This is a genomic window from Paenibacillus pasadenensis (assembly GCF_002864175.1).
Lineage (GTDB): Bacteria > Bacillota > Bacilli > Paenibacillales > Paenibacillaceae > Paenibacillus_O > Paenibacillus_O pasadenensis.
This window is the reverse complement of sequence record NZ_NFEZ01000004.1, coordinates 270,010-282,918: the sequence shown is the minus strand read 5'-3', so window position 1 is coordinate 282,918 and position 12,909 is coordinate 270,010. Positions and strand designations below refer to the sequence as shown.

The 12,909-nt window shown below is 52.6% G+C and carries 13 protein-coding genes, 1 other RNA gene and 1 pseudogene; 2 read left to right on the top strand and 13 right to left on the bottom strand.

What is annotated here, in order from left to right:
- Nucleotides 1–17 precede the first annotated feature (17 nt).
- The gene (locus B8V81_RS10995; protein ID WP_028599308.1) at nt 18–281 is read left to right on the top strand and encodes an AbrB/MazE/SpoVT family DNA-binding domain-containing protein; all 264 of its coding nucleotides are present in this window, start codon (nt 18–20) and stop codon (nt 279–281) included.
- Entirely contained in the window at nt 278–682 is a 405-nt protein-coding gene (locus B8V81_RS10990) for a type II toxin-antitoxin system death-on-curing family toxin (protein WP_101808372.1), read from the top strand. The genes B8V81_RS10995 and B8V81_RS10990 overlap by 4 nt, the downstream gene beginning before the upstream one ends.
- Before the next feature lie 178 nt (nt 683–860).
- Here the strand turns inward: B8V81_RS10990 and B8V81_RS25240 are convergent, their stop codons facing one another.
- The 13 genes and pseudogenes from B8V81_RS25240 to B8V81_RS10935 all read right to left on the bottom strand — a co-directional run bounded on the left by B8V81_RS25240 (nt 861) and on the right by B8V81_RS10935 (nt 12,840).
- Nucleotides 861–1,010, bottom strand: coding sequence for a hypothetical protein (locus B8V81_RS25240; RefSeq protein WP_180968424.1), 150 nt, complete (start codon nt 1,008–1,010; stop codon nt 861–863).
- Nucleotides 1,011–1,115: 105 nt separating this feature from the next.
- Nucleotides 1,116–2,048, bottom strand: a complete 933-nt coding sequence (locus B8V81_RS10985) for a DUF4928 family protein (protein ID WP_101808371.1) — start codon at nt 2,046–2,048, stop codon at nt 1,116–1,118.
- Nucleotides 2,011–3,162: a DNA cytosine methyltransferase gene (locus tag B8V81_RS10980; RefSeq protein ID WP_101808370.1), complete on the bottom strand. Its 1,152-nt coding sequence runs from the start codon at nt 3,160–3,162 to the stop codon at nt 2,011–2,013. Before B8V81_RS10980 ends, B8V81_RS10985 begins: the two co-directional genes overlap by 38 nt.
- 70 nt (nt 3,163–3,232) lie before the next feature.
- Nucleotides 3,233–3,652: a very short patch repair endonuclease gene (locus B8V81_RS10975; protein WP_101808369.1), complete on the bottom strand. Its 420-nt coding sequence runs from the start codon at nt 3,650–3,652 to the stop codon at nt 3,233–3,235.
- Between the two features lie 669 nt (nt 3,653–4,321).
- Nucleotides 4,322–5,095, bottom strand: coding sequence for a DUF2971 domain-containing protein (locus B8V81_RS10965; protein ID WP_180968423.1), 774 nt, complete (start codon nt 5,093–5,095; stop codon nt 4,322–4,324).
- Between the two features lie 146 nt (nt 5,096–5,241).
- Entirely contained in the window at nt 5,242–5,559 is a 318-nt protein-coding gene (locus B8V81_RS26340) for an endonuclease NucS domain-containing protein (protein WP_101808366.1), read from the bottom strand.
- Nucleotides 5,560–5,631: 72 nt separating this feature from the next.
- Nucleotides 5,632–5,772, bottom strand: a pseudogene (locus tag B8V81_RS26335) (DUF7669 domain-containing protein); the annotation flags it as partial.
- Nucleotides 5,773–5,852: 80 nt separating this feature from the next.
- On the bottom strand, nt 5,853–6,461 hold the full coding sequence (locus B8V81_RS24785) for a hypothetical protein (RefSeq protein ID WP_146000484.1): 609 nt from the start codon (nt 6,459–6,461) through the stop codon (nt 5,853–5,855).
- Between the two features lie 75 nt (nt 6,462–6,536).
- Nucleotides 6,537–6,900: a transfer-messenger RNA gene (gene ssrA, locus B8V81_RS10955) on the bottom strand.
- 270 nt (nt 6,901–7,170) lie between these two features.
- A complete protein-coding gene (gene smpB, locus B8V81_RS10950) occupies nt 7,171–7,656 on the bottom strand; it encodes an SsrA-binding protein SmpB (RefSeq protein ID WP_101808365.1) in 486 nt (161 codons plus the stop codon).
- Nucleotides 7,657–7,721: 65 nt separating this feature from the next.
- Nucleotides 7,722–11,432 carry an RNB domain-containing ribonuclease gene (locus B8V81_RS25535; RefSeq protein ID WP_244912751.1) on the bottom strand — a complete coding sequence of 1,237 codons (3,711 nt, stop codon included), beginning with the start codon at nt 11,430–11,432 and terminating at the stop codon, nt 7,722–7,724.
- Nucleotides 11,433–11,601: 169 nt separating this feature from the next.
- Complete coding sequence (gene secG / locus B8V81_RS10940) at nt 11,602–11,832, bottom strand: preprotein translocase subunit SecG (protein WP_028599304.1); 231 nt, start codon at nt 11,830–11,832, stop codon at nt 11,602–11,604.
- A gap of 243 nt (nt 11,833–12,075) precedes the next feature.
- Entirely contained in the window at nt 12,076–12,840 is a 765-nt protein-coding gene (locus B8V81_RS10935) for a sugar phosphate isomerase/epimerase family protein (RefSeq protein WP_028599303.1), read from the bottom strand.
- Nucleotides 12,841–12,909: the final 69 nt, after the last annotated feature.

The window sequence follows — 12,909 nt, the reverse complement described above, 5'->3', positions numbered from 1 at the left end:
CCTAAGGAGAGATTTCCATGAACAGGGTGGTTGAAATGGAACGAAAAGTGACCCGAATCGGCAACAGCCTTGGCTTGACGCTGACTGAAGCGCTGAAGCAGATCGGAGCGGAGCAGGGCGATCTGGTCAGCATTGAAGTGAGTCCCGCTACAGGTGAAATCAAGATTAGGAAATCAACCAAAGTCTCTCTGCCTGAGGGAATCAGCGCAGACTTCATGGATACTCTATCCGAAGTTATGGAGCAGTACGACAAGACGCTTCACGGACTTAAGGACAGATGACTCCGATTCGCTATCTTTCAGTCGCGGAAGCGATCGCCATTAATGTAGCGATGATTCGGGTTTACAGTCCGGGCGAACAAGTGGGCGTCAAAGAAGCTGGATTGCTCGAGTCAGCCTTTCATCGTCCTCAAACATCTGTTTTGGGCCAAGATGCTTATCCAACGATTTTCGAAAAAGCAGCAGCCTTGTTCGAGTCGCTTGGACAAAACCATCCCTTTCATAATGCGAATAAACGTACGGCATTTACGGCCATGGTGATTTCTCTTCGTTACAACCAACAGCAATTTATAATGGACGCAAAAGAAGCCGAGGATTTTACGGTGGATATGGTCAATCATCGATTCGACCGTCACCATGCAGCTGCAATCATCGAGGCGCATTGCGTCCCAATGACTGAATGATCTTACTCATCGTTCTTTAGAGCCCTCGGCGAAGGGCTCTTCCGAATGCTACAGAGGGCGCCTCAAAGCCTTCGCTTTGAAGCACCCTCTGTATTGTTTTTGCCTATGCCAATCCAGGTGAAGGCCGAGACAAAAAGGAGCCTTCCCGGAAGGCACCTCTACGCTTGGGGACATGTCCTCAAGCAGGCAGCTCCTGGGAAGCATGGGCGAGCAGCGCCTGAACGACGGATTCGTGCCCGCAGTCCTTGGCGAAGCTGAGCGCCGTATTGCCGTGCTTGTCCCGAACCTCCGGGTCCGCTCCCGCGGCCAGCAGAAAGAAACTATTCAAAAATGTATGAGTTAGCTGAAGAGTTCTACTATAAACTGAGGGGTAGAAAGTAAGGAATAACAAAAAAGCATGACTATCAACAACTTAGTCATGCTTTTTATGTTTCTATCCAACCGAAACTTTCAAACTTGGGTCCGTCTCTACTTCACTTACTATCTCATTATACTTTTCTATTAAGCGTTCAACTGTAACTCGTCTTTCTGACGTTAGAAATCCACTCAATTCGTATATATTTGTAGCAATAAACTGCTCTGCTTCCAAGATATCGACACGTCCCTCGATCTCTTGTATTTTGGCTAAGCTTTCAGCCGCTGGCATATTTTCATATACAGTTACGATTAAGGGTCTCGTGCCTGCCTCCAAATTTCTTTTGCATTTCCTGATTAATGCTTCACTAGGAGCTGTGGTAACATGGATTATTACTTCATCTATTACAAAGTCACCACTACGTCCAGTCCCTGCATCGGCCACAGAAAAGCCATGTCTGCTAACACGATCATCAGAAAGCAAGAGAGATAGCTTCGCTCCAACTAGATGCTGTAACACTGCGCCTGCATACATGGTCCCAGGATTGTCTTTCTGCCTTTTTACCGCTTGGGCCAGTAAATCTCTCACTATAGCCCTTAACGATTTACTAGCATCGTATCTAAGTACAAAGGGTTGTCCTGCGAAAAAATCTCTCACACGATCGACCCACCAAGATTCGATGTACTCCATATCCGCAATCCCTTGTTCATGAAGATCATTTAAGAACTCGGCATAACCTTCGACGTAACCGATACTTCCTCTACTAGTTCTCCCAGCCTCTTCTGCAAGAACTCTTTCAACTCCGTACTCTCTTAAGATGGCTTGTACATTGGCTTTACTAAGCCCTTTAATTTGACCCTTATTCTCTGTAAGCATCTCAGAAAAATCGAGCGGCAGTCCGTTCTTTTTGGCATTTCGGGTTGTTATTAAAATCGCAGCAAGCTTACCCTTCGTGCTCAATTTATGTTGCTCTTTAAATTGCTGTAACAACACGTGGAGTTCGTTCGACATCCAGTTCAGTTCCTCCTTGCGAATTACGAGAAGCCACCAAAGCCAATTTTGAAAGTAAATGCTTAGCTAAATATTCTGCTACTGGTACTGCTACTGCATCACCCATAGCCTTATAGCCATCATTGTAAGACCCAGGTAGTTTGTACGATTCAGGGGCTCCCATTAAGCGAGCAGTCTCACGAATCGTTAGTAACCTAGTCTTTAATTCACCATCACAATTTAGCACTAGATATTGTCTGCTGCTTCCTCCCTTAGGAGTTCGTAAGCACCCAGCAATTCCATCAAAACGCAGCTCAAGAACTTGTTTTCCATTCCTAGTCCTTTTATAGCCAGGAGCCGCTGAGACTCTATCACTGATAAACCGTTCCAAATGGTTTGGAGCTATTAAAGATATATTACGCTGACGTGCAACTTCATCATCACAAGGAGCATCCCACTCAACAATGTCTGAAAGTGTCTCCTGTCTTACAGCTGGTTCGGGCATATTCCACCAAACCCAATCCTGAACACTGTCAGCTACTTTTGCAATTGATTTTGTATGCATCCAAGTCGGTCCATTAGAAACTAGCTCAGTTGGTAACTCCATGTCATTTTTAATAGCAATAACAAAAATTCTCGGACGAGATTGTGGAATCCAATAAGCAGCATCAAGCATAACCGCACCTATCTTATAACCTCTGCTTCTCAATGCTTCATGCAAAACTCTATAGTGATTACCGCCTTCTGCTGAAACGAGTCCCTCCACATTTTCTGCCACTAAGAGCGGAGGCATTACAGACATTTCATCTAATATCCGCAACCACTCCCAGACCATTCCACTTCTCGCTCCATTAATCCCAGCGGTTTGTCCAGCCAAAGAAAGATCCTGACAAGGGAATGAAGCCCACGAGAGATCAGCTGTAGGCAAATCCACACCACTGATGGTCTGAATGTCTGCCGTGAGAAAGTGGCTATTCCCATGATTGGCTATGTACACGGCAGCCTTTTTTTCATCAATGTCATTGGCCCAAACAGTCCTAAAATACTTCTTCAAAGCATAAGCCACTAATCCACTTCCAGCAAAAAATTCTAGAAGAGTGAAGGCGGAGTCACTGCGTTTTCCAGTTCTTATCATTCGCTGCCACCTCCATGGTTAATACAATTCCACCGTAAATTTAGTTCTTATATGATACAACAAATCATTGTTATTGTCTCTTGGCAAGATTAACGAACTGGATCAACTTCTGCACTGTGCCAAGAAAATCTTCCTTTAGATCGTGCTCCCAGACCCTCATTACGTTCCAGCCAATAGAGTTGTAGTAACGATTAACAGATAAATCTCTCTCGATATTCCTCCGTATTTTGGTCACCCAGTATTCTTCGTTTGACTTTGGTATTCTACAATGTAATGAACATCCATGAAAAAAGCATGAGTCGATAAAGATTACTATTTTATATTTTTTTATCGCAATATCTGGCTTACCCAATAGATCATGAATATTTACCCTAAACCTCAATCCATGCTTCCAAAGTTCTTTTGTTACTTTGGACTCTAGGGAGGTCTTTTTGCTTTTTACAGCTCGCATAATCTTGCTTCGTTCCTCTTTTGTGAATGTATCCGTCATCTTGCCCCCCTCACACTGGAGAAACTTAGAGTAAACTACTCCCCTTCATACACTTATTAATTTTTCCCACTATCATTAAAACATTCATTCTTAAGTAATAAATCCATTTACTTTTACTGACCCCTCACTCCTTGGAACCATACTTCCACCTCTCTCCCAGAATATATACAGTTTTAAAGATCAGCATCAGTCCAAATCAGCTTGCACTCCATTTCCAGCACCTCTTTTCTCCAAATAAAAAGCACCACCAAACAGGCAGGGGTGTTCCCTGCAGCTTGGCGGTGCTTCCGCTTCATATTATATTTCCATTGTACACAACAATTTAGGTAGTATCAACAAATGAAGCAACTGCCCTGTTCTTCGGGCTAGATAAGCAAGCATTTCGAGAAGGTACTCAATGCAAAATTAACTCTTACGACTGCCTTCGTCCTTCAACGTTTATTTTTCACACGCTATTTATTTTCGACCCAAAATCATACGGTGGTGAAGAATATATCTTTTTACAATCGACGCATTGGACGTCGCATACTCGATTGTACAGCAGCTTTTCTTGCTTAGAAAGTTGTGATGGAATTTCCTCGACACCAGTAACAAGCAATAACCCACCATATTCCTTACACTCAAACAAAGCTATTACCCCCAAAAACTATTCGTGCATTACTGCCGTCATTAGTAAGTTGCCAGTTTAAACGAGTTCGATTGTTGGGTCATTTGAAAAATATCAATTTTCTTTTCTTTGGCTATTCTAATAAGTTCATTTTTGGCTTCTTGGTCCATTTTCAAACCTAGGTATAAAACTTTTGGCTCGCAGTGTTTTAAAATGTACTTTTTTGCTGCCAACAATTCCAAGTTGCCCTGCGCAGCATAGCCGTTCCAAACATAGAGTTTATCTGCTTCTACTTCATATTCTTCTCTTGGGTTCAAGTGTGTTACATCAGCATCCGTTATTGTATGTATCGCTCGCCATTCTTCCTCGTAGCTCCACTCTTTTGACTTGACATAGAGTAAAGTTTCCACCTTGTCCATGTCTAATTGATTCACATCAACCAAGTGAGGATGCTCAGCATACTCTACGTCATCAAATTTATCACTAATTTTTTTTATATTTTCTTCATCGTAACCAACACAAAAACCCGTATGTGAACCAGCATAATGTGCCCAAATAAGAGGATGGTCATATTTTTCCGTAACACAAAATACTCTGTGTTTAAAACTCAGAAGCTCTTTACTGTTAGCGGCTGTGCCCTCACTAAGATAATTTAGCGCATTAGAATCTATTGAATTAAAGTACTCCTGCATCTCAGGAGTTGCTTCATACTTAAAGTGACCAACTCCTTCAAAAGGATCATTGAAACCCAGAATGTCACTAAAGCAAACAACACTATTGCTTATGTTCTTCAATGAATGTTCACTTACTGAATAATACTTATATAACATCTTCATAAGTTTCAACTCCATGATTATTTGCACTATAGACATTATTGCTCAGACAACTTCACCTATACTAATCAATCCACGTAAATCAAACGAGGCAAACAACGAGATAATATAGTCTCATGGAACTATTAAGTGTCTTAAACATCATACACTCAACTCAGCAAACTAACAGCCGCTATGGAGAAACTAACTTGATACCTGTAAAGAGGTACACCTTCCACCATATTAGCTGCATACTTGAGTCTATCATCAATTTCTGGCACCACAATCTCGCCTTTTACAGTATTACCTGAACAAAGCTTGGATTTAACCCATCCCATGTACCGCAGTAGCTGGCCCAATGCATAATCGGCCCCTTTGCCTACTTTCAGTTCCAAGACAACGAAATTATCGTCTTCGTCAACAGCAAGCAAGTCGATTCTGCCTACTCCAGTTTGATACTCTATTCCCACATTATTATTGTTGTCCATGTATAGTCTAAGCGTCTTTCCATCCACACAAATGGAGATTGGGAAGTGGATAGTCTTGTTAATCCTTGAATTCTTATTTACGCTGCATATAAGAATAGCACAGTTTATAGTAGTCTCGTTTACGTTTCCGTACTCGCCTTTTATGTATTTTTTTATTTCACTATTGGAGGCTTTTCCCCTAGGTTCGTCACCACTTCCTTTACCATCTGCCAGACAAAAGGGCTAGTCATATGGTTATTAATTCCCCCTTCTAAACTGAACCACGCAGTATCGGGTGATTGATTCTAACTACTTCATAATTTTCTTCGGAACCCACTCCTGCTCTGCTCTTCAACCCAATGATTAAAGAGTAAATATCGTTGGTCGTTAATAGTATAGAGATCGCTGTAGTAACGTGGATAACCGTTAATATTGCGTTGTTCTAAAATATGGCTGTTTTCATCGTAAAGCTTCAAGATAGGATAATTAATATTAAAAGCTCTCTTCGAGTAATCAGCCTTTTGCAGGCGTCCAATTTCCTCGGTTGGTAATAAATCATTACCTACCAATCTCACCAAAGAGCTCTTTATCAATAAGCTGATCTTTATTTCCTTTTCTTCTATTTGCCTCGTTCCATCATTGCCTGCTGTTCTTTGCTTAGTTACAACTTCTCCTGACTTAGGTGCATCGTTAGCAAACAAATTGGACATCTGTATTGACCTCATAAACAATTCTGATGTGTCAGCAACGCTGCCGAATAAGGCTGTAACGACATTATAAATTTTTTCTTTAAACTCTTCATTGCATATTAACGAAATACGGAAGTTCAATCCAAATTGAAATAGTATCTGTTTCAACTCTTCAAAATGTGCATACAACGGGTCACTCTGATAACCTCCGAACATTGGCAAGAATCCAGTCATATCAAGGCTTCAGAAACCACCATGTATTCATAAAAACAAAAAAAGCACCTAGCACGGTGCTTCTTCTGATAAGTTTGGTGGAGGCGAGGGGATTTGAACCCCTGTCCGAAGGCAACGGCACACAGGCATCTACGGGTGTAGTCACGGATTTGATGTCACTTGCAAGAGCGCCCCGTAACCGGCTATCTCACAAGTCAGCCTGATTGTCTTCTTCTGCCGACCCCAGGCGGAGACCGAACAGCGTAGCCTACTAAGGGTGAGCCCCTACATCCGGCACATAGGCGATGCTGGAGAGGAGCTTAGCATACAGTTTCTTAGGCTGCTGCTAAAGTTGTACGTTGGTTGCCATTTAATAGGCTTTAGCGTTGATGAAGCGGACGCGTCCCCACTACCCGCAACCCATGCTCGAACTACCCCCGTCGAATCCATAAACGCCCCCGGACAGATCCGTCCTGCCGGCGCATGCACCTAAGCTGCAGCAGCCGCGCGGCGGTCCGAAGCGCAAGGACTGAGCGAGACACTCGCACAGCATTGCAAATTCAAAGCCAACGTAACTTGATACTCCTAGTATACCACAGGTGAATCGGAAAAAGCGAAGCGAAACGCTGGAAGCAGATAGGCAGCAGCAACTCTTGCGCCTGCTTCGGCAGCGCGAGACTTTGAGCAGCGCGAGGCCCGGCCCGGAATCGACGATTCGCCTCCTCCCGGTTTAGCGAGCCACCTTCTGCTTCTCCCGCAGCGCCCGCTGAATGTCGCGCTGGGCATCCCGCTTGGCGGCGGACTCGCGCTTGTCGTACTGCTTCTTGCCCTTGCCGAGTCCGATCAGGATTTTGGCGTAGCCGTTGCGCACGTAGATCTTGAGCGGGACGATCGAGTAGCCATCCTGCTTGGACTGGCCGTACAGCTTGGCGATCTGCGCCTTGTGCAGCAGCAGCTTGCGCGCGCGCGTCGGATCGGTCGGATTATGCCGGTTGCCTTGCTCGAACGGGCTGATATGCAGGTTGTTAAGGAATATCTCGCCGTTCCGCACGGTCGCGAACGCATCGTTCAAGTTCGCCCGCCCGGTCCGCAGCGACTTGATCTCCGTCCCCATCAGCACGATGCCGGCCTCGTACGTCTCTTCGATAAAGTAGTCATGCGAGGCCTTCTTGTTCTGAGCGAGCGGCTTCTGCGACTGATCTTTGTTTTTGGCCATGCCTCGATCTCCTCCTTTCGTTGAAAACAGGGATTGCCGGTTCGGCAACCCCTGTCCATGTCTGCTTACTCGGCGGAGTCCGATCCGCCCTGAGGCGCGGAGCTCGGATTCGTTCCCGCATCGCCGCCGCTCACCGGCGGAGCGCCTGCGGCGCCTTTGTTCTTCTTGCGGCGCGAACGGCTGCGCTTGGAGCCGCCCTCGGCCGGAACCGCGTCCGGCGTGACGGAAGCGCGCGATTCCGGATCCATGTCCCGGAACAGATCGGCGATGTCCGCCCGCGTCACTTCGCGGATGGACGGCGCCGTGCTGCTGCCTTTGCGGCGCTTGCGCTTCGCCTTGGCTCCGCTGGAGGCCTGCTCCTGCGGCACGCCTGCGGCCGTCTGGCCCTCTGCAGCGGAAGCCCCGCTGATCGTCGGACCGCGTCCGCCCTTAGGGCGTCCGCCGCGCGGCGCGCCGTCCGGAGACGGCCCGCGTCCGCGGCTGCGGTCCGCTGCCGGGCCTGCGCCCGGACGTCCGCCGCGGTTGCCGAGGCTGGCCGGCGGCACCGGCAAGCCCCACATGTCCGTGCGCTTCGTGCTCTCGATCTTGCCGCCCTCGCGCACGCTCCAAGGATTGTCATCCCGCACGTTCGGGATATCCTCCGGCATGCTGCCCCGCCAGCCGTTGGGGCCGAACCCGCTGTCGCGGCGGCCTCTGCCGCCGCCGCCCCCGCGAGGACCGCGCCCGGCTCCGCCCGGGCCGCGGCCGCCGGCTTCGCCGGCTCCGCGTCCGCGCTGCGCGCTCGGACGCGCGCCGCTCGCCGGCGCTGCCGGCGACCCGCCGCCCTGCGCGGCGGGCCTGCCGCCTGCGCCGGCGCGCCCGGCGGCTGCGCCGCCTTGCTGGCCGCCTGCACGGCCGGCGGCTTCCTTGCCGCGGCGCCCTTTGGCTCCGCGGCCCTTCCCGCGCGCTCCGCCTCCTTGAGCGGCTCCGCGCGAACCACCTTCGACCATCGCGAAGTCAATCTGATGATCATCCATATCTACCCGCTCCACGCGCACTTTCACCTCGTCTCCGATGCGATACATGTTGGAGGTGCGCTCACCGATGAGGATCATCTGCTGATCGTCAAAGTGGTAGTAATCGTCGTTCAGGCTGCTCAGCCTTATGAGACCTTCTACCGTGTTCGGCAGCTCCACGAAAATTCCGAAGCCGGTCACGCTGCTGATGAGGCCCGTGAACTCTTCTCCTACTTTATCGAGCATAAACTCGCATTTCTTGAGCTGATCCGTATCCCGCTCGGCGTCGACCGCCACGCGCTCGCGCTCCGACGACTGCTGGGCGATGTCCGGCATGCGGGCGGCAAGCGCCTCGATGCGGGCTTCGGACAGCGTGCCGCCGTTTTCCAGCACCTCGCGGATGATCCGGTGGATCACCAGGTCCGGATAGCGCCGGATCGGCGACGTGAAGTGGCTGTAGTACTCCGCCGCCAGGCCGTAGTGGCCGAGGCTCTGGGCATCGTAGCGCGCCTGCTTCATCGAGCGCAGCATCATCGTCGAAAGCACCGTTGCTTCCTTGGTGCCCTTGATCTCCTCGAGCAGCGACTGCAGCGCCTTGGGATGGACCGTGTTGTTCTTGCCGCGCACCGAGTAGCCGAAGTTCGAGGCGATCTGGATGAACGTCATCAGCTTCTCGCCCTCCGGATTCTCGTGCACCCGGTAGAGGAACGGCACCTTGAGCCAGAAGAAATGCTCGGACACCGTCTCGTTCGCCGCCAGCATGAACTCCTCGATGATCATCTCGGCGATCGTGCGATCGCGCTTGATGATGTCGGTCGGCTTGCCTTCGTCGTCCACGAGAATCTTCGATTCCGAAAAATCGAAGTCGATCGCGCCGCGGTTCATGCGCTGGCGGCGGAGCTTCATCGCGAGCTCCTCCATCAGCTGGAACGTCGGCACGAGCTCGGCATAGCGCTCCAGCAGCTGCTCGCGCTCCGCGCGCCGCTCGGCGCGGTCCTGGCGCTCGGCGGCGAGCCGCGCTTCGCGCTCGGCATCCGTCTCGGCCGGCTGAGAAGCCGGAGCCTGTCCGCCGGCAAAGGCGTCCAGCTGGTCGAAGTCCTCCTGCCGCGTGCGCACCTTCTCCGCCTTGCGGATCGGCTTGTTGTTGATGACCGGCTGCGCTTCCTGCGCCATCCAAGGATTGTCCGACTCGCGGGAGCGCGTCGGTCCGCCGGCTCCGGCTCCGCGCAGCGGATACGGCTCGCCGTCGTCCGCCTGCGCGGCCGGCGCATCCGACTCGTCATCGGCAGCGAATTCCTCGTCGGCATTTTCGCCCGGACTGCCGGCATCGCCTCCAGGAATGATGAGGCCCATGTCCGACGGACGGCTCAGCCGCTCCGGCTGACGGACGCCTTCATCCTCGTCCTCGTCGCTCGAGGCCTCGACGAACGGCTCCTCTTCCTCCTCCGCTTGGCGCGGCACGCCGCCGTCATCGTCGGCGACGATCGTGCCCATGCCGCCCGGAGGCAGCTTTTCGGCCGGCGCGCTCAGGCTCGGGTCGAACTCTGCCTCGTCGGACGCGAAGTCCGCCTGAGACGCATGCAGCGGCTCCAGAGGCTCGTCCGATACGATCGCTTCCGCCGTCTCTTCCTCCACCGGAGTCAGAATCTTGCGCACGTTCGTATACGACATGCGTTCCTTGGAACGGATGACGCTCGTGAAGATGTCGTGGCGCACGCGCTTCAGCGTCGAGGCGTCGAACTCCATCTCGCAGCTCATCGTCAGCCGGTCGACCTGCGGATGCAGCGAGCAGATGCCGTTGGACAGCCGATGCGGCAGCATCGGGATGACGCGGTCGGTCAAGTAGACGCTCGTGCCGCGGCGGTACGCTTCCTGGTCGAGCGCGCCGCGCTCGCGGACATAGTAGCTGACGTCGGCGATATGGACGCCGAGCAGGTAGTTGCCGTTCGGCAGCCGCTCGATGTTGACCGCGTCGTCGAGGTCCTTGGCGTCCTCGCCGTCGATCGTGACGATCGTCTTGGCGCGCAGGTCGCGCCGGCCCTGGCTGACGATCTCCTCCTCCGTGATGGAGTCGGGAGCCGCCTCGGCCTCCGCCATCACGTCGTCCGGAAAGCTCTCCGGCAGCTGATGCTTGCGGATGATCGACAGGATGTCGACGCCGGGATCGTTCTTGTGTCCGAGCACCTCGACGACCTCGCCTTGAGCCGCGGCGCGGCCCTGCGGGTAGTGCGTGATGTCGACGACGACCTTCATGCCGGTCACCGCTCCGCCGAACGAGCCTTGCGGGATGAAGATGTCGCGGCCGAGGCGCTTGTCGTCCGGCGAGACGAAGCCGAAGCTCTCATGGCTCTCGAACGTGCCGACGAACTGCTTGACGGCCCGCTCGGCGACGCGCACGACTTCCCCTTCCATGCGTCCGCCGCCCGGTCCGCGCGTCTGGACGCGGGCGAGCACGGTGTCGCCGTTCATGCCGGTGTTCAGATCGTTCGCCCCGATATAGACGTCGGGGTGGGTCTTGTCCTCGGGCAGCAGGAACGCGAAGCCTTTGGCATGCACCTGAAGGCGGCCCTTGAGCAGGTCCATGTGCTGCGGCAGGCCGTATGCGCCTGCGTCGTTGCGGAAGATCGCTCCTTGATCCTCCAGCTCATTGAGCAGCTTCAGGAACGCCTTGAAATCGGAGGCGTTGTCGATGCCGAGCTGCCGTTCCAGTTCTTGATACGTCATCGGCTTGTAAGCCGGCTGGTTCATCAAGTCGAGCAATGTTTGATGTTCGATGGTCATGTTCTCCTTCTCACCTCGTGCCGTAAGGACCCGTCCTGCTATCCTGGCAGATCCAGCCACTTCTATCTCCTTGATAGTATACACGAATTCGGGCCTCATCAACCGCCAACGTTCCGGAATATAAAGAAAAAGCGGGGATTCCCCCGCTTCCTCAAGGCTGTATTCCGTGCTATTTCAGGTAGGCGACCAGCAGCGCGACGATGAAGAATCCGGCGGCGAGCCCGATCGTCAGGCGCTGCAGGAACAGGTCCAGGCCGCGCGCCTTCTGCTTGCCGAACAGATGCTCCGCTCCGCCGGAAATCGCTCCGGAGAGGCCAGCGCTCTTACCTTTTTGCAGCAGAACTACCGCAATCAGTCCGAGGGAAAAAATCACGAGCAGAATCTTCAGGAAAATATCCATGCGTACGTTACCTCCCAGCCTTCGTACAGCCTCCCGGCTGCCTGCCGCTATGAGTTTTGCACATGCAGGCCGTCTCCTGCGGCCAGCAAGCGGCTTGCATGGGCAAAACCAAATCATAAACAGCGGTTTCATTGTACCATAGCCAGGCCTGTGGAAACAAGCGCGTCCTTTGCGCTCCGAAAAAGCCCGTCCGAACCGTGCCGGTCCGAACGGGCTTCCTGCGGAAGGGCTGCGTCCGCGGGCCTAGTAGCCTTTGCCGCGCAAATAGTCGAGGCTCAGCTTGGCGCTCTCGAGCGAGGAGCTGGCGAACTCCTCCTGCTCCACGATGAAATATTCGATGCCGGCTTCCTCGGCGATCGCGAATACCGGGTCGAACTCGACCGAGCCGCTGCCGACCTCGGTGTCGCGGCGTCCGACGCCGAAGTCCTTCAGATGCGCGATCGGGGTGCGTCCTGCGTAGCGCTGCACGTATTCGACCGGAGATTGGCCGCCCATATGCACCCAGCCGAGGTCGAACTCCATGATCATGAGGTCGGCCGGAATTTTTTGCAGCAGCAGGTCGATGACCGGAGTTCCGTCGACTTGCTTGAACTCGAAGTCATGGTTGTGATAGCCGTAGATCAGGCCGGCCTCCTTCACCTGGCGGGCCGCCTTCTCAAGCGTCGAGGCCAGGCTGTCCACGTCCTCCAGCTGCGGGTTTTCCGGCAGCGGAGCCCACGGCGTAATCAGATACTTGAGGCCGATCGCCTTGGCGTACTCGATCTGCTCCGCCAGGTCCGCCTCCATCTTGTTCGGATCGTTGAAGTTCAGGCCGACATGCGCGGACACCGCTTGGATGCCCGTCTCCTCCAGCACCTTGTTCAGATCCGCCGGGCTCGTGTTGAAGTAGCCCGCGAATTCCACGTACTTATAGCCCATATCAGCGACCTTGCGGATCGTGCCGAGGAAGTCTTTTTCCGTCTGGTCGCGCAGCGTATACAGCTGCAGTCCGACTTGAGGTTTTGCCATCGCTTAACACCGCCTGTTCGATAGGTTCGTCTAGCCTAGCCTCAGTATAGCGTTTTCAGGGAACGGCGG